27 protein-coding genes and 2 tRNA genes are annotated in these 20,763 nt (G+C 28.8%); 4 read left to right on the top strand and 25 right to left on the bottom strand.

From position 1 onward, the window contains the following. Window positions 1-3: 3 nt before the first annotated feature. The 3 genes from CR143_RS02785 to CR143_RS02775 all read right to left on the bottom strand — a co-directional run bounded on the left by CR143_RS02785 (window position 4) and on the right by CR143_RS02775 (window position 1,145). The gene (locus CR143_RS02785) at window positions 4-567 is read right to left on the bottom strand and encodes a peptidylprolyl isomerase (RefSeq protein ID WP_099340318.1); all 564 of its coding nucleotides are present in this window, start codon (window positions 565-567) and stop codon (window positions 4-6) included. Continuing rightward, a complete protein-coding gene (gene coaD, locus CR143_RS02780; protein WP_099340317.1) occupies window positions 567-1,061 on the bottom strand; it encodes a pantetheine-phosphate adenylyltransferase in 495 nt (164 codons plus the stop codon). The genes CR143_RS02785 and coaD overlap by 1 nt, the downstream gene beginning before the upstream one ends. A 7-nt stretch (window positions 1,062-1,068) precedes the next feature. Further along, window positions 1,069-1,145: transfer RNA gene (locus CR143_RS02775), tRNA-Pro, on the bottom strand. A 128-nt stretch (window positions 1,146-1,273) separates the two neighbouring features. Between CR143_RS02775 and CR143_RS02770 the strand changes: the two genes are divergently transcribed. After that, complete coding sequence (locus tag CR143_RS02770; RefSeq protein ID WP_099340316.1) at window positions 1,274-1,666, top strand: iron-sulfur cluster assembly scaffold protein; 393 nt, start codon at window positions 1,274-1,276, stop codon at window positions 1,664-1,666. Window positions 1,667-1,669: 3 nt separating this feature from the next. Next, on the top strand, window positions 1,670-2,224 hold the full coding sequence (locus CR143_RS02765; RefSeq protein ID WP_239923103.1) for a glutathione peroxidase: 555 nt from the start codon (window positions 1,670-1,672) through the stop codon (window positions 2,222-2,224). A 1-nt stretch (window position 2,225) separates the two neighbouring features. Here the strand turns inward: CR143_RS02765 and CR143_RS02760 are convergent, their stop codons facing one another. From CR143_RS02760 to CR143_RS02720, 9 genes are all read right to left on the bottom strand, one after another. After that, window positions 2,226-3,059: a fumarylacetoacetate hydrolase family protein gene (locus CR143_RS02760; protein WP_099340315.1), complete on the bottom strand. Its 834-nt coding sequence runs from the start codon at window positions 3,057-3,059 to the stop codon at window positions 2,226-2,228. A gap of 9 nt (window positions 3,060-3,068) precedes the next feature. Then, window positions 3,069-3,143 (bottom strand) — tRNA-Glu (locus tag CR143_RS02755). A gap of 78 nt (window positions 3,144-3,221) precedes the next feature. Continuing rightward, entirely contained in the window at window positions 3,222-4,973 is a 1,752-nt protein-coding gene (recJ, locus tag CR143_RS02750) for a single-stranded-DNA-specific exonuclease RecJ (protein WP_099340314.1), read from the bottom strand. Continuing rightward, window positions 4,970-5,917 carry a class II fructose-bisphosphatase gene (gene glpX / locus CR143_RS02745; RefSeq protein WP_099340313.1) on the bottom strand — a complete coding sequence of 316 codons (948 nt, stop codon included), beginning with the start codon at window positions 5,915-5,917 and terminating at the stop codon, window positions 4,970-4,972. The genes recJ and glpX overlap by 4 nt, the downstream gene beginning before the upstream one ends. Then, entirely contained in the window at window positions 5,914-7,221 is a 1,308-nt protein-coding gene (locus tag CR143_RS02740) for a homoserine dehydrogenase (protein ID WP_099340312.1), read from the bottom strand. Before CR143_RS02740 ends, glpX begins: the two co-directional genes overlap by 4 nt. Beyond that, entirely contained in the window at window positions 7,221-8,252 is a 1,032-nt protein-coding gene (gene argC / locus CR143_RS02735) for an N-acetyl-gamma-glutamyl-phosphate reductase (protein WP_099340311.1), read from the bottom strand. Before argC ends, CR143_RS02740 begins: the two co-directional genes overlap by 1 nt. A 57-nt stretch (window positions 8,253-8,309) precedes the next feature. Next, on the bottom strand, window positions 8,310-8,720 hold the full coding sequence (gene rpsI, locus CR143_RS02730; protein ID WP_099340310.1) for a 30S ribosomal protein S9: 411 nt from the start codon (window positions 8,718-8,720) through the stop codon (window positions 8,310-8,312). A 3-nt stretch (window positions 8,721-8,723) separates the two neighbouring features. Then, window positions 8,724-9,179, bottom strand: coding sequence for a 50S ribosomal protein L13 (rplM, locus tag CR143_RS02725; RefSeq protein ID WP_099340309.1), 456 nt, complete (start codon window positions 9,177-9,179; stop codon window positions 8,724-8,726). A 60-nt stretch (window positions 9,180-9,239) separates the two neighbouring features. Further along, a complete protein-coding gene (locus tag CR143_RS02720) occupies window positions 9,240-10,265 on the bottom strand; it encodes a COX15/CtaA family protein (protein WP_099340308.1) in 1,026 nt (341 codons plus the stop codon). Window positions 10,266-10,308: 43 nt separating this feature from the next. Between CR143_RS02720 and CR143_RS02715 the strand changes: the two genes are divergently transcribed. Beyond that, window positions 10,309-10,581 (top strand): chorismate mutase, encoded by a 273-nt coding sequence (locus tag CR143_RS02715; RefSeq protein ID WP_099340307.1) that lies wholly within the window; start codon window positions 10,309-10,311, stop codon window positions 10,579-10,581. 3 nt (window positions 10,582-10,584) lie between these two features. Here the strand turns inward: CR143_RS02715 and CR143_RS02710 are convergent, their stop codons facing one another. The 5 genes from CR143_RS02710 to rpmF are packed head-to-tail and all read right to left on the bottom strand — an operon-like array spanning window position 10,585 to window position 12,670. After that, window positions 10,585-10,776 (bottom strand): 50S ribosomal protein L33, encoded by a 192-nt coding sequence (locus CR143_RS02710; protein WP_099340306.1) that lies wholly within the window; start codon window positions 10,774-10,776, stop codon window positions 10,585-10,587. A 1-nt stretch (window position 10,777) separates the two neighbouring features. After that, a complete protein-coding gene (locus CR143_RS02705) occupies window positions 10,778-11,164 on the bottom strand; it encodes a MerR family transcriptional regulator (RefSeq protein WP_099340305.1) in 387 nt (128 codons plus the stop codon). Next, entirely contained in the window at window positions 11,145-11,456 is a 312-nt protein-coding gene (locus CR143_RS02700; RefSeq protein ID WP_099340304.1) for an integration host factor subunit alpha, read from the bottom strand. Before CR143_RS02700 ends, CR143_RS02705 begins: the two co-directional genes overlap by 20 nt. A gap of 10 nt (window positions 11,457-11,466) precedes the next feature. Then, window positions 11,467-12,465: a phosphate acyltransferase PlsX gene (gene plsX / locus CR143_RS02695; RefSeq protein WP_099340303.1), complete on the bottom strand. Its 999-nt coding sequence runs from the start codon at window positions 12,463-12,465 to the stop codon at window positions 11,467-11,469. Between the two features lie 25 nt (window positions 12,466-12,490). Further along, the gene (rpmF, locus tag CR143_RS02690; protein WP_017970077.1) at window positions 12,491-12,670 is read right to left on the bottom strand and encodes a 50S ribosomal protein L32; all 180 of its coding nucleotides are present in this window, start codon (window positions 12,668-12,670) and stop codon (window positions 12,491-12,493) included. A 124-nt stretch (window positions 12,671-12,794) separates the two neighbouring features. Between rpmF and CR143_RS02685 the strand changes: the two genes are divergently transcribed. Next, complete coding sequence (locus tag CR143_RS02685) at window positions 12,795-13,241, top strand: hypothetical protein (protein WP_099340302.1); 447 nt, start codon at window positions 12,795-12,797, stop codon at window positions 13,239-13,241. Here the strand turns inward: CR143_RS02685 and CR143_RS02680 are convergent. The 8 genes from CR143_RS02680 to glyA all read right to left on the bottom strand — a co-directional run bounded on the left by CR143_RS02680 (window position 13,238) and on the right by glyA (window position 20,761). Continuing rightward, complete coding sequence (locus tag CR143_RS02680; RefSeq protein WP_169696841.1) at window positions 13,238-15,340, bottom strand: sodium-translocating pyrophosphatase; 2,103 nt, start codon at window positions 15,338-15,340, stop codon at window positions 13,238-13,240. The genes CR143_RS02685 and CR143_RS02680 overlap by 4 nt on opposite strands. A 115-nt stretch (window positions 15,341-15,455) precedes the next feature. Then, entirely contained in the window at window positions 15,456-15,836 is a 381-nt protein-coding gene (locus tag CR143_RS02675) for a transcription antitermination protein NusB (RefSeq protein ID WP_099340300.1), read from the bottom strand. After that, entirely contained in the window at window positions 15,836-16,258 is a 423-nt protein-coding gene (gene ribH / locus CR143_RS02670) for a 6,7-dimethyl-8-ribityllumazine synthase (RefSeq protein ID WP_099340299.1), read from the bottom strand. The genes CR143_RS02675 and ribH overlap by 1 nt, the downstream gene beginning before the upstream one ends. After that, a complete protein-coding gene (gene ribB, locus CR143_RS02665; RefSeq protein WP_099340298.1) occupies window positions 16,255-17,310 on the bottom strand; it encodes a 3,4-dihydroxy-2-butanone-4-phosphate synthase in 1,056 nt (351 codons plus the stop codon). The genes ribH and ribB overlap by 4 nt, the downstream gene beginning before the upstream one ends. Before the next feature lie 2 nt (window positions 17,311-17,312). Further along, entirely contained in the window at window positions 17,313-17,906 is a 594-nt protein-coding gene (locus tag CR143_RS02660; protein WP_099340297.1) for a riboflavin synthase, read from the bottom strand. Window positions 17,907-17,914: 8 nt separating this feature from the next. Further along, window positions 17,915-18,973, bottom strand: coding sequence for a bifunctional diaminohydroxyphosphoribosylaminopyrimidine deaminase/5-amino-6-(5-phosphoribosylamino)uracil reductase RibD (ribD, locus tag CR143_RS02655; protein WP_204524611.1), 1,059 nt, complete (start codon window positions 18,971-18,973; stop codon window positions 17,915-17,917). Window positions 18,974-18,998: 25 nt separating this feature from the next. After that, window positions 18,999-19,457, bottom strand: a complete 459-nt coding sequence (nrdR, locus tag CR143_RS02650) for a transcriptional regulator NrdR (RefSeq protein WP_099340295.1) — start codon at window positions 19,455-19,457, stop codon at window positions 18,999-19,001. A 5-nt stretch (window positions 19,458-19,462) separates the two neighbouring features. Further along, window positions 19,463-20,761 carry a serine hydroxymethyltransferase gene (gene glyA / locus CR143_RS02645; protein WP_099340294.1) on the bottom strand — a complete coding sequence of 433 codons (1,299 nt, stop codon included), beginning with the start codon at window positions 20,759-20,761 and terminating at the stop codon, window positions 19,463-19,465. Window positions 20,762-20,763 lie beyond the last annotated feature (2 nt).

The following is a 20,763-nucleotide window of genomic DNA, read 5'->3' as shown; positions in this document are numbered from 1 at the left end:
TTATTATTTTGCTGATCTTAGACTTATAATTATATCAGGATTTTCAACAACGCCCGAACCTGGAGCGCCCTTTTTAATTTTATCAACAAATTCCATCCCACTGACTACTCTACCAAAAGCAGTATAGTTTCGATCTAAATGCGGATGAGAGTCAAAACAGATAAAAAATTGACTATTCGCGCTATCAGGACTTTGTGATCTTGCCATGGATAAAACTCCTCGTTGATGAGGAATATTATTAAATTCTGCTTTTAAATCTGGAAACTCAGAACCACCTGTACCAACCATTTGTGCATTAAAATCTAATTTTGTATTACCAAATTTTACATCTCCAGTTTGTGCCATAAAACCATCGATGACTCGATGAAAAGCAACACCATCATATTTTCCAGAATCAGCTAATGTTTTAATTCTTTTTGCATGATTAGGAGCTACATCATCAAAAAGTTCAATTTTAACTTCACCAAACTTTAATTTCATTATCATAGTAGATCTTTCTTTAGATTGAATATTACTTGAAAAGGAAAATAGAAATAAAGTTAAAACGAAAATTAATTTTTTAAACATTATTTAAATTTAGTTTTCAGAGCTTTAATAACAATGTTTGGAACAAATTGCACCAAATCTCCTTTTAATGCGGCAATTTCTTTAACGAAATTTGATGAAATAATTTGATTTTCTATCTCTGCCATTAAAAAGACCGTCTCGAAGTTTTTATTTAATTTGTGATTCATACCCGCCAATTGAAATTCATATTCGAAGTCTGATGCAACTCGCAAACCTCTAAAAATAATATTAGCAGAAATTTTTTTACAATAATTTGTAGTTAATCCTGAAAAAGAAACCACTTTAATTTTCTTCTTAATATTTTCAGGAAATGAAGAGATAACTTTTTTAATTAAAGAAACTCTCTCAGCTGTTGAAAAAATAGTTTTTTTCTTATTACTTAATGGAGTTCCAATATAAAGATAATCAACAATACTTGCTGCTCTCTTAATAATATCAATATGTCCAAAGGTTATTGGATCAAATGTGCCAGGATATAAACCAATTCTTTTCATTTTATAATGGTCGGGGCAGCAAGATTCGAACTTGCGACCCTCTGGTCCCAAACCAGATGCGCTACCAGACTGCGCTATGCCCCGAAACTCAGCTGTTATACAACTTAATTAATTTATTTAAAAGGAATACTAGTTAATAAAACTTTCAAATTCATTAGTAATACTTTACTTTTTTAATACGTGAATCAAATAATAATTTTAAATTAATAGTCATGAATACATTGCTACTTAAACATACTGGAGATTTAAAAAATTATGGAATGCTTAAAAATTTTACACACAAATGTATTTATAAAAATCATACGTGTGGTGATAAAGTAATATTATATCTTAAAATTAATAAGCAAATTATTAAGAAAATATCATACAAAACTGAATCTTGTTTAATATGCCAAGCTTCATGCAGTATTTTTTCTGATTGTGTAAAAAATAAAAATCTAATAGCGGTTAAAAATTTTACTAAATTATTTATTAATTCTATTTTTAAGAAAAAAATAAATTTATTAGGAAAATGGAAAAAATTTAGTTTCCTTTTAAATAAAAATTATTTTGCAAGAAAAGGCTGTATATTAGTGCCTTTTAATGCTTTAATAAAAATAAGATAAGTAATGAAAAAAAATATTTTTTATTTTATTATAATTAGCATGTTTTTCTTTAGCAAAAATATCAACGCCAATGACAAACGAACATTGCATGAATTTAGTTTTACTGATGTTGATGGTAAAAAATATTTATTATCACAACACAAGGATAAGGTGGTTTTACTAGTCAATGTTGCAAGTCAATGTGGCTTTACTAAACAATACACCGATCTACAAACTTTGTGGGATAAATATAAAAGCAAAAATTTTGTAGTTATTGGTGTACCATCCAATGATTTTGGTAATCAAGAACCAGGTTCAAATGCTGAAATAAAAAATTTCTGTGAGACTAATTTTAATATTAATTTTCCAATTATGGAAAAAGTGTCTGTTAAAGGTAAAAATGCACACCCTGTATATTTATGGGCTAAAGAAAGTTATGGAAGTGCAGCAGAGCCTAAATGGAATTTTCATAAGATATTGATTGATAAAAAGGGACAAATTAATGACACTTTTATCTCCACAACTAATCCGCAAAGTGAAAAAGTTGTTAAGAAAATTGAAGAATTAATTAGTAATTAATTTATACAACTGAATGCTTTTGACTACCTAATTGGTCAATACTTAGAGTTACAACTTCACCTTTTTTTAAATATTTTGGAGGCTTCATGCTATCGCCAACCCCTGGAGGCGTTCCTGTTGTAATGATGTCCCCTGGCAATAATGTCATAAATTCACTTGCATAGGATGTTAAAAAATTCATCTTATGAATCATTTTAGAGGTATTACCTGTTTGCATTCTTTTGCCATTAACATCTAAACTCATATTTAAATTATATACATCCTTAATCTCATCCTTAGTGACTATATAAGGACCAACTGGGCCAAAAGTTTCTGATGATTTTCCTTTCACCCACTGACCGCTTCTTTTTTTTTGCCATTCTCTTTCACTAAAATCACAAACCAAGCAGTAGCCAAAAATATAACTTTCTGCCTCAGCTAATGAAATATTTTTTCCTTTTTTTCCAATAACAAAAGCAATTTCTACTTCCCAATCTGTTTTTTCAGAATTTTTTGGAATAATTAAATCATCATTAGGCCCACATATCGATGAGGTTGCTTTTGAGAATATAATAGGCTCTTTGGGAAGTTCTAAATTTTGCTCCAATGCATGATCAAGAAAATTTAAGCCAATACCAAGAAAATTACTTGGATTAGAAACGCTCGCTCCTATTCGGAAATTATTATTAAGTTGCGGAAGTTTAGAAATATCTAATTTCTTAATAGTGTTGATTAGGTCATCCCCTATAGTTGTTCTATCGATATCTTTAATGACTGAGGATAAATCTCTTATGATACCGTTATCAAGTATTGCTGGCTTTTCAGCTCCTAAATTACCAACTCTTAAAAGTTTCATAAAAGTTTTTGGCGGTCCCTAGGGGAATCGAACCCCTCTTTCATGGATGAAAACCACGTGTCCTAACCGATAGACGAAGGGACCTTGAAAGTAAAGTTATTTAGATTGTTTAATAATAATAATCAACAATTATATAATTAACTATATTAATCTCTGTAATTGCTAGTGAGTTAAAGAAATATCTTCAATAATAAATTCAATTACTCTTTGTTTATTCCAATCGTTACAACTTAATTTTCCAGCTATATGAAATTTATGATTTTTAAAATTTTTAATATAATCAACTACTTTTTCTTTATTATTTTTAAAACAAATTCCATGAAGATATAAACCGCTGCTATTTTTAAATAATACTTTTATTAAAAAATCATTTTCAAAATTTATTTTAATTAATGATAAATTCTCAACAATAAATTTAGGCTCAGAATTTCCTGATCCAAAAGGACCCAATTTACTTATCTCCTCATAGGTTTTTTCATTAACTGCATTGGCTGACAGAATACCATCGATTTCTATAAAGTTATTTTGAGTAAAATTTGGCTTTGCTGATTTAAATTTAGATATTAAGAAATTTTTTAAATCATCGATTTTATTTTCTTCAATACTAAAGCCTGCTGCCATTTTATGGCCACCCCCCTTTACAACAATTCCATTTTGTTTAGCTGCTAAAATAGCAAGACCAATATCAAAACCAAAAATAGATCTGCAAGAGCCTTTTGCAATATTTTTAGTAGAAGAAATGACAATTGTTGGTTTTGAAAATCTTTCCTTAATTCTGCTCGCAATAATGCCTATTATTCCTTCATGCCAAAATTTATTTGCAACTAGTATTATTTCATTACTTTTTTCTTTTTCTGCTAATAAATAAGCTTCATTTAAAATATCTTCTTCAATTAATTTTCTTTTTTTATTTAATGAATCTAAGGTTGTTGCTATTTCGTAGCTTTTCTTTGGATCTTGAGTGGTAAGCAAGTTTGCGCCAAGATCAGATTGCCCAATCCTGCCACCTGCATTTATCCTTGGTCCCAATAAAAAACCGATATGATAAGTATCTGGACTTTCTTTAATGTCAGCCACGTCAATTAAAGTTTTAATCCCAATATTTTTTCTCTTCTTTAATATTTGTATTCCTTGATAAACAAAGGCTCGGTTTAAATCTATCAGTGGTACAACATCACAAATTGTACCCAAGGCAACTAAATCTAAATAATCATATAAATCTGGTTCGTTAATGTTTTTATCATTATAAAATTTACCCTCTCTAAGAGAGCGATTTAAAGCGACAATAAATAAAAAGGAAACTCCAGCTGCACATAAATAACCAAGATTAGATTTATCATCTATTTGATTTGGGTTTACTAACGCTTTACATTTTGGAAGTTTAATTTCTGCTTGATGATGATCAATAACTAAAACATCAATATTATTTTGATTAGCATAATCTAAAGCTTCAAAGGATGTAGTACCGCAATCAACAGTTATTAAAAATTCACCCTTTTTTTCAATGATATTCTTTAATGAACTAACGGATGGACCGTAGCCATCAATTTGTCGATCGGGAATATAAATAAAAAAATTTGAGTATATATTTTTTAAAAAATTTACAATAATTGCTGTTGAAGATGCACCATCCACATCGTAGTCTCCTAAAATACAAATTCTTTTATTGTCTTTGATAGCTTTAATTAATGTATCTACTGCAAGATCCATGTCCTTTAGGACACTTGGATTTGGCATAAATTCTTTGATCTTTGGATTTAAATACGAATTGCAGTTATCAGCTGTAATTTTTCTTATAGATAAAAGCTTAGATAAAAAATAATCGATTCCTAACTTTTGAGAGATTTCTAGAGCTAAGTTTTCGTTGTAATTGGATAAAATCCATTCTTTACCAGTTACCGACTGGTATTTCATATTTTAAATTTATTAATAATTTTTTTATTAAGCTTAGATCCATGGTGCAAAACAAAGGTTTCTGATTGATAAAAACCATTATCTAAAATTTTAATTCCTTGAAGTAAATCTCCACCTGTTACGCCCGTAGCACAAAACAAAACATCATCTTTTACAATGTCGTTAATAAAATATTTCTTTTTTAAATCTTTAATTCCCATTTTTTTTGCTTTATCGACTTCATGATCATTACTTAAAACTAATCTTGCCTGAAATTGACCTCCCAAACATTTAATTGCTGCTGCAGCAAGTACACCTTCAGGAGCTCCACCGATTCCTAAATATATATCCACATTAAAATCTTCAATGCCTGCATAAATAGCACCCGCTACATCACCATCTGAAATAAATTTTATTTTAGTGCCAAGTTGTATAGCATCTTTGACTATGTGATCATGTCTTTCTCTTTCTAAAAGACATATTGTTAATTTATCGGGCGTTGTATTTTTAAAATCAGCTAAATTTTTCAAATTCTTTACTATTCCAAAATCAAGATCGATAACACCCTCTTTAATATTTTTTCCAACAGCAATTTTCTCCATATAAGTATCTGGAGCATGCAATAGATTATCTTTTTTAGATACTGCAAGAACTGACATTGCATTTGGTAAGTTTTTTGCAGTTAAATTTGTTCCTTCTAACGGATCAACGGCTATATCTAATTCTTCTCCGACACCCGTTCCTACCATTTCATTTATGTAAAGCATGGGCGCCTCATCCATCTCACCTTCGCCTATGACAATCTTTCCTTTCATGGGAATATTATTGAGAAATAATCTCATCTTATCCACGGCCGCCTGATCGGCTGCAATTTTATCTCCTTTACCTTTTAATAATGATGATGCGTAAGCAGCTTCGCTAGTAGTTTTTACAAATAAATCTACAAATCCATTGTTGATGATCATAATTTTTTTTCATTTCTTATTCTGATCATTGTAATTTTTTTAGCCATAAATTTTTCTTTAGAAATTTTATTTAAAGTAAATCTCATATCTTTTTCTCTGGCACTATGAGTTATAATAACTAAATTGGCATTTTTAGGATTATCTAAAGGTTCTTGTAAAACACTTTGAATTGAAATCTTATGTTTAGATAAGATAGATGTAATTTTAGATAATACTCCTGGCTTATCCTTAACGACTAATCTTAAATAAAATTTACAAACATGATTATCAAAGTCGAACATTTTAAATTCTTTTGCATCAGAGTAATTAAATCCAAAAGGCAAAGTTACATTCCCTTTTAGAATTGAATTTAAATCTGAAATAATTGATGAAGTTGTTGGACCTTTTCCAGCACCAAGTCCTTGATAGACTATTTTTCCAACTGGATTTCCTTCAACCATAATTGCATTATTTGCTCCATTAATCTTAGCAAGATCAGAATCTTTTGAAATTAAACAAGGATGAACTCTTTGTTTGATTTTATTATCAATTATCTCAGAAATACCAAGTAGCTTAATCTTATATTTAAACTGATGTGCATACTCGACATCTTCGAGATCAATTCGTTCAATTCCTTCAGTTAAAAAGCTTTTATTAATTATTTTATTTTTAAAACAAAGCGCACTTAATATTGCTATTTTTGATTTAGCATCGTCCCCATTAAGATCGAGTTTTGGATTAGTTTCTGCATATCCAAGTTTTTGAGCAGTCGATAAAATTTCTTTAAAACTTTTTTTAGTTCTTTCTATTTCAGTTAAAATAAAATTTGTTGTCCCATTTAATATTCCATAAATATGGAATAATTTATTTCCAACTAAACTCTCTTTTATTGATTTGATAATAGGTATTCCCCCACCAACGGAAGCTTCAAATAGAAGATTGACAGAATTTTTTTCGGCAATTTTTGCAAGTTCATTACCATGCTTAAATATTAAAGCTTTGTTTGCTGTAATTACGTGTTTGTTATTTTTTAAAGCCGCAAATACTAACTTTTTTGCAACTCCCTCTGAACCACCTATTAATTCAATAATTATATCAACATCATCTTTTTTAACTAAAGCTAAGGGGTTCTTAACCCACATTTTCTTTGGAATGCTAAAACTTCTTTTTTTACCAATCGTTTTAGCGGATATATATTTTATTTGAAAAGTAGAATTTGTATTGATTTCAATAGAGCGTTTGTTCTTAACTAAATGCTTGTAAACTTCAGAACCAACATTTCCGAGTCCAACAATTGCAATATTATAATTATCTCTTAAATTCATTATTCTAAACCTAAAGTTTCTTTTAAACCTAATCTTATATTCATATTTTGAACTGCCTGCCCTGCTGCACCCTTAATCAGATTATCAATGGAGCTTACAATAATTAATTGATTTTTATATCTTCCTGAAAAAATATTTATATTACAATTATTAGTATTATTAACATTATTCGTATTTACAAACTTTCCATAAGGTAAAATTTTTACAAAATTATTATTTTTATAAAATTTACTTAAATATTGATGAATTTTTTTTACACTCATATTCTTGTTAAGATCAGCATATATTGTAGTTAATATTCCTCTAAAAGTTGGAATTAAATGAGGAGTAAATTCAATCTTTAAATTTCCTTTTACTTTAGCAAACAATTTTAACCCCTGGTCAATTTCAGGCATATGTCTATGATTGCCAACTCCGTAAACAGCAATATTTTTATTAATGTTTGGGTAAAGTTTTTTATCAGCAGTTTTTTTTCCAGCACCCGAATAACCTGACTTAGAATCAATAATGATTTTTGAAGTTTTAATTATTTTATTTAACAGTAAAGGAATAAGCGGTAACTGAACTGATGTTGGATAACATCCAGGACAAGAGATTATATTACTTTTTTCAATGTCTCTTTTTGCAAACTCAGAAAGTCCATAAACTGCGAATTTTTGATTACTGACCGCATAATGTTTCAGTCCGTACCATTTTTCGTAAACTTTAGTGTCTGAAAATCTAAAATCAGCTGATAGATCTATTAAAATATGATGTGGAGAAATATTATTGGATAGTAATTGTGCTTCACCATGGGGCAAAGCTGAGAAAATTATATCAACATCATTAAAATCCGCTTTGTTAATATCAGATATGAGCGGTAATTTTTTTTTAATTTTATTTTTTAAAAACGAATTAATAGATTTTCCAATGGATCCTCTTGAGCATAAATATTTGAGATTTATAAATTTGTGATTACTTAATAATTTAATAAGTTCCAAACCAACAAAACCCGAAGCTCCATTAATTAAAACGTTATATTTGTCAGACATGCTCTGTATTTATAAGAAGTTGTAAATGACTTAAAGACTAAAATTAGTCTAAGTAGATTATCGTTTAGAAAACTGAAATCTTCTTCTAGCTTTTTTCTGTCCGTATTTTTTTCTTTCAACTTTTCTTGAATCTCTCGTTAATAATTTTTCTTTTTTTAATGTTTTTCTTAATGTTCCGTCTAATACAAATAAAGCTTTGGATATCCCTAAAGACACAGCGCCCGCTTGTCCGGTTAAACCACCGCCTTTAACAGTGCACATAACATCATAACTATTATTTTTATTTACAACATTAAATGGCTTCTCAATGCTAAGTTGTAGAACAGGGCGTTTAAAATATTCATTGTATTTTTTTCCATTTACTAAAATATTTCCAGATCCAACCTTAAGCCAAACTCTAGCTATCGAACTTTTTCTTTTTCCAGTTGCGTAAAATCTATTGTCTGAAACAGCTAAACTTTGAACCATATTTTAATTTAATGAATTTTTTTTGTTGATAGATTTAAAATCAAAATCTACAGCTTTTTGAGTTTCATGAGGATGTTTATCATCATTATAAACTTTTAAATTTCCAAGTTGTTTTCTACCAAGCGGACCTCTCGGTAACATTCTCTTAACTGCTAATTTAATAATTCTAGACGGGTCTTTTTCAAGAATTTTATTTGGCGTTGTTTCCTTAATTCCACCTGGAAATCCAGTATGTTTGTAATAAATCTTTTTAGAAAACTTTTTTCCAGTAAATTTTATTTTTCTAGCATTTGTAACTATGACAAAATCTCCATCATCCATATTTGGAGTGAAGCTAGTTTTTTTCTTTCCTCTTAAAATCTTTGTAATTTCAGAAGCTAATCTGCCAACAATTAAATTTGTTGCATCAATCTTATACCAATTTTTTTTAACTTCTTTCTTTTTAATAAATTCAGTCATAAAGGAACGGAATAAATATATTTTGCCTTTAATTATGTCAAATGGATTAAGGTAAATTTATTATTTTTGAGAGATTGATACTTGGTAAAACAGATAAATTATCGAAAAAACTAAAAAAATCGAACCCAACTGATGAAGACTTGCTAAATAAATTTTATAACCGCTTATCAAAACAAAAATACCAAGAAGTATTTGAAAAGTTATAGCAAATAATACGATCAATAAATATTTAGAATTAACAATTTTATTTTTAAGTAATAGATAAAAAATAAAAACAAAAATAAAAGCTGTAAAATATGCAACAACCCTGTGCAAAAATTGTACATGAGAAGCGCTAGAATAAGATTCTGAATTTAAAAATTCTTTAATAAAAACATCTTCAGGAACAAAGTATCCATTCATTAAGGGCCAGGTTTGATATAATTTTGCAGCATCTAGACCTGAAACAAAAGCTCCAATTACAATCTGAAAAAAAACAATTATTAAAAAAGATAAAACTAAATAAGAATAAAAATTCAAATAAATCTTATTAACATTCCTAAATAAAATTGAGTAAAATATTAATGCCAATATGATTTGACCCCCCAACAAATGAGTCGATAATCTAAAATGGCTAACATCGGTATTTGTAACTAATCCGCTTTTCACCATATACCATCCTAAAAACCCTTGAAAAAAAAATAACAAAGAAATTATTGAATAAAGAACTATTTGCTTAAAACTAAAAAATTTTTTTACAAGGAAATATATAAACGGCAAAACAAATGCTAAAGCAGCTAACCTTGCTAATAATCGATGAATATATTCCCACCAAAAAATATATTTAAATTCAGCCATAGACATTCCTAAATTAATTTCTTTGTATTGTGGTATCTGTTTATAAAGTGAAAAATAGTTTTGCCATTGTTTCTCATTGAGCGGTGGTAAAATTCCACTAAATAATTCCCAACTAGTAATAGAAAGACCAGATTCTGTTAAACGAGTGAGACCACCAATAAAAATTAATAAAAAAACTAGAAATAAAGATAAATACAACCAAATAGTAATATAAGTATTTTTTCTATTTAGATTAATTGTGTTTGCCATTATAAATTCATAATTAACTTATCTATATTTTAAAAACGTTTTAATGTCGCAAAGAAACATTCAAAGAATACGCTCCAGCATCGACACAATAGATAAAAAAATAATTGAACTTCTTGGTCTAAGAAAAAAACAAGTTTTAAAAATTGCAAAATATAAAAATAAAAAAACGATTGTTGATAAAAAACGAATTAATCAAATAATGAAAAGAATAAAATCTGAGGCAAAAAGAAATAAAATTGATTACGTTTTAGTTAAGAATTTTTGGAATAAACTTATTCAGTATTCTATAAAACTTGAAAGAAAAATAGTTAAATAACTACTACTTGCTATGTGGAGGAAGTTTTTTTTCCACAAACCATTCATGTTTACGCGTTGATGGATTATATTTTTTTACTCTCAACTTTACTTTAGCTTTTTCACCTGCAGATGGTTTTTTAACATAATAATTAAAAGCACTGTCAGGTTTTAATTCAGGAACTAATCTTACTTTAACCGATGTTTTTTTAGCCATTTTATGAAAGATTTTTTATTTCAGTTATAATTTTTTTAATTCTAATTAGCTTTTCTTTTTTATCTAATAAATCGTTAGTGCTTATATCTTTTCTTGTAAAATCGTCAACTTCAATATCATTAAAATTATTTTCAATTATTTTTTTTGCTCCTTTTATTGTTAGACCCTTGTCCTTTAAAAGATATTGAATTTTTTTTAAAAGTTTAACATTTTCAGGTGTATAATATCTTCTTCCTTTTGCTCTTAATTTTGGTCTTAGTTGGGGAAACTCTTTTTCCCAAAACCTTAAGATATAAGTTTTTACTTTTCCTGTTTCTAAATCGATAAGATTTAAATCTTTAGCTACCTCGCCTATGGTTTTAAGAGCCTCAGCTGTCTTCACTGGCATCTAAATTTTTATTAATTTTATTTTTTAAAATTTTAGAAGGCTTAAAAGTCACAACAGTTCTACTAGAAATAACCTTTTGTTCTTTTGTTCTTGGGTTTCTGCCAATTCTTTCATTTTTATGGCGAATATTGAAAGAGCCGAAATTTGCAATTTTTACTTTATTCTTTTTTTCAAGTTGGAGTGTAATAAATTCAAAAATATCATCTATAAACTTTGAAGCTTCAACTTTTGAAATTCCTAATTCTTTGTAAACTAAATCTGACAAATATTGTCTTGTGATTGTTTCTGTCACAATTAATTATTTATAAATTTTTTTGTATTTGTTCTTGCAAATTACCATTTAAAATATCATAGCACAATTTAATAGAGTGATAAAAACCAATGTAATCTGTGCCTCCATGACTTTTTACAACCGGTGATGTAAGTCCCAAAAATATTCCACCATTATATTTTCTTGGATCTAAATCGTTTTTAATACTGTTAAAAATTTTAAATGACAAAAGATAAATAAATTTAGAGTACCAAGAGCGTAAAAACTTTTCCTTAACAAGTGCTGCAATATATTTTGCAGTCCCTTCTGCTGTTTTTAAAGCTATATTTCCTGAAAAACCGTCTGTTACTATAACGTCTATATTTCCATCTTTAATGTGATTGCCTTCTATAAAACCATTGAATGAAAAGCTAACAGTATTAATCTTTCTCAATTCTTGCAAACTTTTCTTTAATAAATCACTGCCTTTACTATCTTCACTTCCGATATTTAATAATGCAACGGTTGGTTTTTCTTTTTTAAATACAGCTCTGTATAAAGCTGCACCTAATTTAGAAAAATCTACTAAATTTTTTATACTACAATCAATATTTGCACCCAAATCTAAAACCACACTTAATCCTTTATGGGATGGCCACATCGAGGCTAAAGCTGGCTTATCAATTCCACTTATTGTCTCTAAAATTAATCTAGACATAACAAGTAAAGCTGCCGTGTTTCCTGCAGATATTGCTATATCAGCATTCTTATTTTTTAAGGCTGTGAGTGCAAGCCACATGCTAGAATTTTTTCCATTCTTAACTGCTTCTAATGGAGACTCATTGTCTGATACCTTTTCATTAGTATGAACAATTGTACTTGAGGTTCCAACTAATGGATATTTTTCTATAATAGGATTTATTAAATCTCTGTTACCAAAAATTAAAAATTTTAAGTCCTGATTATTTTGTAAAAAAAGATCTAAACCTTTAATAACTTTTAACGGAGATTCATCACCACCCATTGCATCAACTGCAACTGTAAATTTCATTTAATTTGATTGATAATTAATTAAATTAAGCTTTAGGCTTAAAAATTTGTTTTCCATTATACATTCCGGTCTTTTCATCTACATGATGCGGAAGTCTGTATTCACCACTTTTTTTATCTTCTATAACATTAGCAAATGAAACAGCATGATGTGATCTTCTTAAATTTCTTCTTGCTTTCGATGTTTTACGCTTAGGTACTGCCATTTGAATATTATAAAAGTTTAAAAATAAGCACACTCAATATCATTTAACGCTAATAAATCAACCTAGTTAATAATCGTTGATTAGATAGCAAAATTTTATAATTATATGATAGTGATTTTATCAAATGAGATTTAGTTTCTATAAATATATTCTAGTATTTTTTTTTATAGTTAGTTGCACCACAATCGATGAATTACACGGAATCGATAATTTAAAAATTAAATCTGAGTCCTTACAGGTCAACAATACAAACACCAATGATGTCTTAAATCTTATTGGTCCACCTCAAAATATCGGAATAAATAATAATAACATTTGGTTTTACCATGAGGTTCATCAAACAAGAAATAAGTATGGAACGAAAGTAATTACTGACAATAATACTTTAAGGTTAGAATTTGATGATCTAGGAATTCTAAAAAAAATTAATTTTTTAGACAAAAAGGCTTTAAGCAAAAACCCTTTTGACGAAGCAAATACCATTAGTCTAGGTAAAGACTCCAGCTTTCTATCGAGTTTCTTAGCTAGTATGAGACAACGAGCTAAAAACTTTGGTAAGACTAACGACTAACGAGCAATAATTGCTAGCAATAACAAAGCTACAATATTTGTAATCTTAATCATTGGGTTAACAGCAGGTCCTGCAGTGTCTTTATAAGGATCTCCGACCGTATCTCCTGTTACAGCAGCTTTATGAGCGTCTGATCCTTTTCCACCATAATGACCATCTTCAATATATTTTTTTGCGTTATCCCATGCTCCGCCACCAGCTGTCATTGATACTGCTAAGAAAAATCCAGTAACAATAACACCTAACAACATCGCTCCTAAAGCAGATAAGGCTGAAGATGTTCCGGCTATGTAATAAATTATAACGTAAAGAACTATTGGAGATAAAACTGGCAATAAAGAAGGAATGATCATTTCTTTGATTGCAGCTTTAGTTAAAATATCTACAGCATTTCTATAGTCTGGTTTTTGTTTGTTCTTCATAATACCAGGCCATTTTTTAAACTGTCTTCTAACTTCAATAACTACAGCTCCGCCTGCTCTACCAACTGCTTGCATTCCCATAGAAGCAAACAGATAAGGAAGCAAACCTCCAATTAATAAACCAATAACAACATATGGATTTGATAAATCAAAATTTACTACAATTCCTTTTAATGCTGAACCTGAAGTTTTTGAAAAATGTTTAATATCTTCTGTGTATGCAGCAAATAAAACTAAAGCTCCAAGACCTGCAGAACCAATTGCATATCCTTTTGTAATAGCCTTTGTAGTATTTCCAACTGCATCAAGAGCATCAGTAACTTTTCTGACACTTGCAGGTAAATTGCTCATTTGCGCTATTCCACCAGCATTATCAGTCACTGGTCCATAAGCATCTAAAGCAACAACCATTCCTGTTAATGCCAACATTGTAGTAACTGCAATTGCAATTCCGTATAATCCTGCAATTAAATAAGTTGATAAAATTCCAGCTACAATAATTAACGCTGGCAATGCAGTTGCTTCCATGGAAATAGCTAAACCTTGAATAACATTTGTTCCATGTCCAGTTGTTGAAGATTTAGCGATGGATTTGACAGGATTATAAGCTGTGCTTGTGTAGTATTCTGTAACCCAAATTAATAATCCAGTAATTACAAGACCTGTTACTCCGCAATAATATAATTTAAGTCCTGTAAAGCTAAGTGCTCCAACTTTATATACTTTAGTAAATCCAACTACATATTCAGTGACTGGGTATAGAACGATTAAAGATAAAACTGCAGAAACTATAAAGCCTTTATACAAAGCGCCCATAATACTTTTACTAGCGCCTAATCTTACAAAGTATGTTCCAATAATAGATGTAATCAAACAACTGCCAGCGATTGCTAATGGATAAATTAACATGTTTAAATTTCCAGAGAAAAATATGGAAGCTAAAACCATAGTAGCAACAATTGTAACTGCATAAGTTTCAAATAAATCTGCAGCCATTCCAGCGCAATCTCCTACGTTATCTCCTACGTTATCAGCGATAACAGCAGGGTTTCTTGGATCATCTTCCGGAATTCCAGCTTCAACTTTTCCAACTAAGTCAGCTCCAACATCCGCACCTTTAGTAAAAATTCCTCCACCTAATCTTGCAAAAATTGAAATTAAAGAAGCACCAAATCCTAGCGCAACTAAAGCATTAGAAATTTCTCTTTCTTCAATTTTTAATTCTAAAAGTACCCAATAATAAACAGCAATGGCAAGTAATGCTAAACCAGCAACTAACATTCCTGTTAAAGCACCTGATTTAAAAGAAATTTTTAATCCTTCTGCTAAACTTTTTCTCGATGCTTCAGCAGTCCTTACATTCGCTTGCACAGAAATTAACATTCCAGCATAACCCGCAATACCTGATAAAAAGGCACCAATGAAATAACCAAGTCCAACCCAAATATTAAATAAAAAAATTACAGCAATAAGAACAACTACTCCAACTATTGAAATGGTTTTATATTGACGATTTAAATATGCTCTTGCTCCTATTTGAATTGCTCCTGCAATTTCTTTCATTCTAGCATTGCCAGAACTTGCTGATAAAATTTGAACGCCGGAAATATAAGCAAAAATAATTGATAAAATTCCGCAAAGAATTACTAAATTTAAAACTAAACTTGGATTAAGCATAATATGGATATTTTGGTTGTTTGGTTAACAAGGACTACGTAAATGCCAAATTACCTTTATAAAATCAACCTTTTTAATCAAATGACATTTAAAACAAATGAAAAACTGCAAAAAACTAGATACTTTTTGCAATTTTATCTAGCACAGCGTTAATAATATTTTTCTGCTTATCGTTTAGAAACATTTTTGTAACTTTTAGATATTCATCGATGACTACCTTAAAAGGCGTTTTTTTATAAAAAAAAATCTCATAAATTGCAGACTTTAATATAATAGAAAATATTATTTCAAAATTTTTAAGATCAAATTTTTTATCTAAAAAGTTTATTAACTTTTCTTCTAATAAAGAATTGTTTTCAATAACACCGTTACAAATCTTTTTAATAAATCTTTTATAAGGATTTTTAAAATCAAATAATAATTTTTCTTGATTTAAATAATAACTATATAAAAGCTGAACTATTATTAATCTTGAATTATTTTTAACAATTGTCATTAAAGTTTATAAATAGAATTATAAACACTTAATGCAGCGCGTACAGCTTCTCCACCTTTGTTCTTTAATTTAGGATCACATCTGACTTCAGCTTGTTTTGTATTATTACAATTCAGCACGCCATTAGAAACTGGAACATTATGTTTTATTGAAATTTCTAATAATTTATCAGATACGGACTGACTAATGATATCAAAATGTGGTGTTTCTCCTTTAATAATACAGCCCAATGCTATGCAAAAAGCATATTTATTTTTCTTTAATAAAATATTTAGCAATTGAGGAATCTCATATGCTCCTGAAACAGAAAAATGATTAACTGAAAATAATTTTTTATTTATTTCGTTAAAAGCGCCCGATAGAAGTTTTTTTTCTAAATTTTTATAAAAAGAAGAACTAACTATTAATATTTTTTTTTTCATTTAATAAACTCTTGTTTTGCAATTTTTATACCAAAACCATCAAGACCTATAATATTTTTCTTAGATTTAGATATTAAAATCATTTTTCTTACATTCAAACTTCGCAAAATCTGAGCACCAATACCATAATTTCGCAAACTGCTTTCTTTTTTATTATCTAGATTAGTTTTAACCAATTCATCTCTGATTATAATTAAAATACAATTCTTAAATTTTTTGTAATAATTAAGTGTTTTATTAATAGATAGGTTTTCTTTATTTTTTGATAAAAAGCTTGTTACAATATTTGATGATATAACTCTAACTCTTGGAGTAATCTTTTTATCCTGAGTTTTGATTAACGCGATATGCTCTTTTCCATCTAATTTATTCTCATAAATTTTAACTTGATACACATCATCCTTGCCAATCTTTACTTGCTCAATTCTTTTAAGCTTTATTAAACTTTCTTTTTTTAATCGGTAAGAAATTAAATCTTCAATTCGTGCGATGTTTAAATTGAATTTTTTAGCATAATTTATAAGGTGTCTTCCCTTTGCCATTGAACCATCTGTATTCATTATTTCACAGATGACACCGCTTGGACCACATCCAGCAAGTTTGGCTATGTCAACCGATGCCTCTGTGTGACCAGCTCTTTCTAGTACGCCCCCATCCTTTGCAATTAATGGAAAAATATGACCAGGCGTTGATATATCTTTTGCTGTAACATTTTTTTTAATTGCCGTTTTAATAGTATGAGCTCTATCTTTTGCAGAAATTCCAGTTGTAACTCCCTTTCTTGCTTCAATTGAAATAGTGAATGCAGTTTGTAATCGCGAAGAGTTCCTGCTCGGCATTAAAGATAGATTTAAAGCTTTAGCTTTATTTTTATCAATAGCTAAACAAATTAAACCCCTACCATGAGTTGCCATAAAGTTAATTTTTTTATGATCAATCTTTGAAGCGGGAATGACAAGATCTCCCTCATTTTCTCTATTTTTATCATCGACTAAAATAAAAATTTTTCCTCTCTTTGCATCTTGAATAATTTTTTTTACTGAAGAAAACATGATTATTTTTTTAATAAAGTTTTAGCTATCAAATCAATCTCAACGTTAACGTAATTATTTTTCTGCAGTTTTAATAGATTTGTATTTTGCAATGTATGAGGAATAATCACAACTTTAAATTTATTATTTAAAATTTTTGCAATAGTTAAAGATATTCCATTGATTGCTATGGACCCTTTCTCAATTAAAAACTTTTTAAACTTTTTAGGTATATTAAAAAATATAATCCAACTTTTTTTATTACTAGAATCGACACTTAAAACTTTAATTGTGGTGTCTACATGTCCTTGCACAAAATGACCTGCAAACTCATCACCATATTTCATGGATTTTTCTAAATTTATAATGTCTCCAGAGCTTAAATACTTAAATGCCGAGGTTAAAACTGTGTGTTTTGACAAATAAAAGAATAATTCATTTTTACTCTTATATTTTTTAATTTTTGTTAGGGTTAAGCAAACTCCAGAGCATGAAATGGAGGTTCCAATATCTTTTTTGGTAAATTGTAATTTTGAAATAACAGTTAGGTAATAACCATTAGTTTTTTTTTTAAATTGTTTAACAATTCCAATATTTTTTATTATTCCAGTGAACATCTAATTAATTATTTCTTAAATACAGTTAAGGTGTTATTTTTCAAATAAACCTGTTGTAATTTTTTTTGGTATTTAAAGTTTTTTTGTAAAGTCATATAAATCCTCTTAAATGAATGGGACATCTTTTTATTTATAAATTCATTGTTTTTAAAAAAATAAAAAAAATCTATCAAATTATGATCAATAAATTTTTCAATAGTACTATAACCCCCTTCTATTAATACATTCTTGTAACCCAACAAACCGATAGTAACTAGGATTTGTTTGCAATCTACCTCGTTTTTTTTAACAAAAGGTAAATAAATTAAGAAAATATTTTTCTTCTTGAGATATTCGATTTTATTTTTATTTTTAGATGAATAAAAAATATAAGTTTTTATTTTTTTTGCAGATAAAATTAATTTTGAATTTTTTTTAATTCTAAGATTTGGATCAATTATAAAACGAGCGGGACACAATCGTTCCAAACCATTTATACGACAATTTAGTAATGGATTGTCTTTATTATGCGTATTAACTCCTATTAAAATTGCATTAATTTCTGAACGTAAAATATGGGTTAGTTTTTTAGAATAAATATTTGTAATTTGCGGTCTATCTTTAACAAAAGAGTAATAATTTTTTGTGGTTGCTATTTTTGCATAAACTTTTGGTATAAAATTTTTATTAAAATCATTATAAAATTTATAAAAATTATCTTTATAAGTATTATTAATTTTACTAATCCTTACTCTATTATTTTGTAAAAATTCAAGTCCTTTGCCCTGAACTCTAGGATCATCATCGGTTTCTGAATAATAAAGATTTGTAATTTTTTTATTAATTATAGACTTTGTGCACGGTGGATTTTTTCCTTGATGGTGGCAAGGTTCTAAGGAAACAAAACAATTTAAATTATTTGTTTTTTTTAAATTAGTTAAAGCGGAATATTCAGCATGTGGACCGCCGCCAATACCTGTTACTCCATAGGATAATATTCTATTTTTTTTGCAAACTAGACAACCTACAGAAGGATTAATTCCGGTCATATTACGATGAAGGTTGGCTAAATTAAAAGCCAGCTTCATAAAATAAGAATTAATAAATTTAGTATTATTTTTTTGAAGGAACATTAAGTTGGTCTACAAATTGCTCAAAATCTTTTGCCTCTTTAAAATTGGTATATACTGAAGCAAAACGAACATAGGCAACTGGATCAAGATCTTTTAAACCTTCCATTACATATTTTCCAATTGTACTAGATAATATTTCGGCCTGGCCTAAGTCTTCTAAATTTCTGTAAATTTTCGAGATAAATTTTTCTATTGTATCGCTATCTACAGGTCTTTTTCTAAGTGCAATATTAATTGATTTAGCTAATTTTTCTCTATCAAAAGTAGATTTTCTTCCATTTTTTTTAACAACAATTAACTCTCTAAGCTGAACTCTTTCAAAAGTGGTGAATCTTTGCTTGCAACTACATTCTCTTCTACGTCTGATAACAGTTCCATCTTCGGTGGGCCTTGAATCAATTACTGAAGTTTCTTTTTCTTTACAAAATGGACAAATCACAAAAATTAAAAATTATAAATTGGGAAAGCTCCGCACAAATTTTTTACTTTTTCTTGAACTTCTTTTTCAACTTTATCACTATTTTTATTAATTAACCCTTTTAAAACTTGATCAATTAAAATTCCAACTGTTTTAAATTCGTTTAAAGAAAATCCCCTAGTCGTGCACGCTGGTGTTCCAAGTCTAATTCCAGATGTAATCCAAGGTTTTTGATCATCGTAAGGAATACCGTTTTTATTACACGTTATATTTGCCCTTCCTAATGAGTCTGAAGCATCTTTTCCTGTTAGTTTAAAAGGTCTTAAATCTATAAGAATTAAATGAGTGTCAGTTCCTCCTGAAAAAATCGTATAGCCTAAATTCTTTAATGTTTCTGAAAGTACCTTTGCATTGGCTACTACTGATTTTGTGTAAGATTTAAAATCCTCTGACAAAGCCTCTTTAAAACAAACAGCTTTAGCAGCAATCACATGCATCAATGGTCCTCCTTGCAAGCCAGGAAAAACAGCTGAATTAAATTTTTTTGCTAACTCTTCATTATTAGTCAAAATTATTCCGCCTCTTGGTCCTCTTAACACTTTGTGAGTAGTGGATGTAACTACATCTGCATATTCAATGGGATTTGGATATACTCCTCCAGCAACTAAACCAGAGAAATGGGCCATATCAACTAACAAATAGGCACCAACTTGTTTTGCGATATCTTTAAAAATTTTAAAATCAATTATTCTTGAATAAGCACTACCACCTGCAATGATTAGTTTTGGTTTGTGTTTAATTGCTAAATCTTTAACTGAGTCATAATCAATTAATCCATTATCTTTTCTAACTCCATAAGCAATTGCATTAAACCACTTACCAGACATTGCCGGAGGCGCTCCATGGGTGAGATGACCTCCCTGATCAATTCCCATTCCTAAAATTGTATCACCAGGTTTTAATAGAGCTAAAAATACTGCTCCATTTGCTTGTGCACCTGAGTGGGGCTGAACATTTGCAAAATTACACTTAAATAATTTCTTTGCTCTTTCAATTGCCAAGTCTTCTGCAATATCAACAAATTCGCAACCACCATAATATCTTTTGCCACTGTAACCTTCGGCATATTTATTCGTTAAAACTGATCCTTGAGTTTCTAATACTGCTCTTGAAACAATATTCTCTGATGCAATTAACTCAATATGATTTTGTTGACGGGAAAATTCTTTTTGAATTGATTCATAAATATCTGGATCTGAAGTCTTTAAACTATGATTAAAAAAATCTTCTATATTTTTCTTATCAACATTACTGGCTGTACTCATAT

Origin of the sequence: Candidatus Fonsibacter ubiquis (assembly GCF_002688585.1) — a bacterium.
GTDB classification, from domain to species: domain Bacteria; phylum Pseudomonadota; class Alphaproteobacteria; order Pelagibacterales; family Pelagibacteraceae; genus Fontibacterium; species Fontibacterium commune.
The sequence above is the reverse complement of the archived record's forward strand: the minus strand, read 5'-3'. Positions and strand labels throughout refer to the sequence as shown.

What these genes read in the sequence shown, in the direction of transcription:
- ribB (WP_099340298.1), bottom strand. Translation starts at nt 17,310, where the DNA reads ATGTTTTCTTCAGTAAAAAAAATTATTCAAGATGCAAAGAGAGGAAAA.
- rpmF (WP_017970077.1), bottom strand. Translation starts at nt 12,670, where the DNA reads ATGGCAGTACCTAAGCGTAAAACATCGAAAGCAAGAAGAAATTTAAGA.
- CR143_RS02710 (WP_099340306.1), bottom strand. Translation starts at nt 10,776, where the DNA reads ATGGCTAAAAAAACATCGGTTAAAGTAAGATTAGTTCCTGAATTAAAA.
- glyA (WP_099340294.1), bottom strand. Translation starts at nt 20,761, where the DNA reads ATGAGTACAGCCAGTAATGTTGATAAGAAAAATATAGAAGATTTTTTT.
- CR143_RS02785 (WP_099340318.1), bottom strand. Translation starts at nt 567, where the DNA reads ATGTTTAAAAAATTAATTTTCGTTTTAACTTTATTTCTATTTTCCTTT.
- CR143_RS02720 (WP_099340308.1), bottom strand. Translation starts at nt 10,265, where the DNA reads ATGGCAAACACAATTAATCTAAATAGAAAAAATACTTATATTACTATT.
- ribH (WP_099340299.1), bottom strand. Translation starts at nt 16,258, where the DNA reads ATGAAAAAAAAAATATTAATAGTTAGTTCTTCTTTTTATAAAAATTTA.
- CR143_RS02740 (WP_099340312.1), bottom strand. Translation starts at nt 7,221, where the DNA reads ATGAATTTAAGAGATAATTATAATATTGCAATTGTTGGACTCGGAAAT.
- CR143_RS02765 (WP_239923103.1), top strand. Translation starts at nt 1,670, where the DNA reads ATGAAAAAAAATATTTTTTATTTTATTATAATTAGCATGTTTTTCTTT.
- CR143_RS02685 (WP_099340302.1), top strand. Translation starts at nt 12,795, where the DNA reads ATGAGATTTAGTTTCTATAAATATATTCTAGTATTTTTTTTTATAGTT.
- recJ (WP_099340314.1), bottom strand. Translation starts at nt 4,973, where the DNA reads ATGAAATACCAGTCGGTAACTGGTAAAGAATGGATTTTATCCAATTAC.
- CR143_RS02715 (WP_099340307.1), top strand. Translation starts at nt 10,309, where the DNA reads ATGTCGCAAAGAAACATTCAAAGAATACGCTCCAGCATCGACACAATA.
- rplM (WP_099340309.1), bottom strand. Translation starts at nt 9,179, where the DNA reads ATGACTGAATTTATTAAAAAGAAAGAAGTTAAAAAAAATTGGTATAAG.
- argC (WP_099340311.1), bottom strand. Translation starts at nt 8,252, where the DNA reads ATGTCTGACAAATATAACGTTTTAATTAATGGAGCTTCGGGTTTTGTT.
- plsX (WP_099340303.1), bottom strand. Translation starts at nt 12,465, where the DNA reads ATGAAATTTACAGTTGCAGTTGATGCAATGGGTGGTGATGAATCTCCG.
- CR143_RS02680 (WP_169696841.1), bottom strand. Translation starts at nt 15,340, where the DNA reads ATGCTTAATCCAAGTTTAGTTTTAAATTTAGTAATTCTTTGCGGAATT.
- CR143_RS02760 (WP_099340315.1), bottom strand. Translation starts at nt 3,059, where the DNA reads ATGAAACTTTTAAGAGTTGGTAATTTAGGAGCTGAAAAGCCAGCAATA.
- coaD (WP_099340317.1), bottom strand. Translation starts at nt 1,061, where the DNA reads ATGAAAAGAATTGGTTTATATCCTGGCACATTTGATCCAATAACCTTT.
- CR143_RS02675 (WP_099340300.1), bottom strand. Translation starts at nt 15,836, where the DNA reads ATGACAATTGTTAAAAATAATTCAAGATTAATAATAGTTCAGCTTTTA.
- CR143_RS02770 (WP_099340316.1), top strand. Translation starts at nt 1,274, where the DNA reads ATGAATACATTGCTACTTAAACATACTGGAGATTTAAAAAATTATGGA.
- glpX (WP_099340313.1), bottom strand. Translation starts at nt 5,917, where the DNA reads ATGATCATCAACAATGGATTTGTAGATTTATTTGTAAAAACTACTAGC.
- CR143_RS02660 (WP_099340297.1), bottom strand. Translation starts at nt 17,906, where the DNA reads ATGTTCACTGGAATAATAAAAAATATTGGAATTGTTAAACAATTTAAA.
- CR143_RS02705 (WP_099340305.1), bottom strand. Translation starts at nt 11,164, where the DNA reads ATGCCAGTGAAGACAGCTGAGGCTCTTAAAACCATAGGCGAGGTAGCT.
- ribD (WP_204524611.1), bottom strand. Translation starts at nt 18,973, where the DNA reads ATGAAGCTGGCTTTTAATTTAGCCAACCTTCATCGTAATATGACCGGA.
- rpsI (WP_099340310.1), bottom strand. Translation starts at nt 8,720, where the DNA reads ATGGTTCAAAGTTTAGCTGTTTCAGACAATAGATTTTACGCAACTGGA.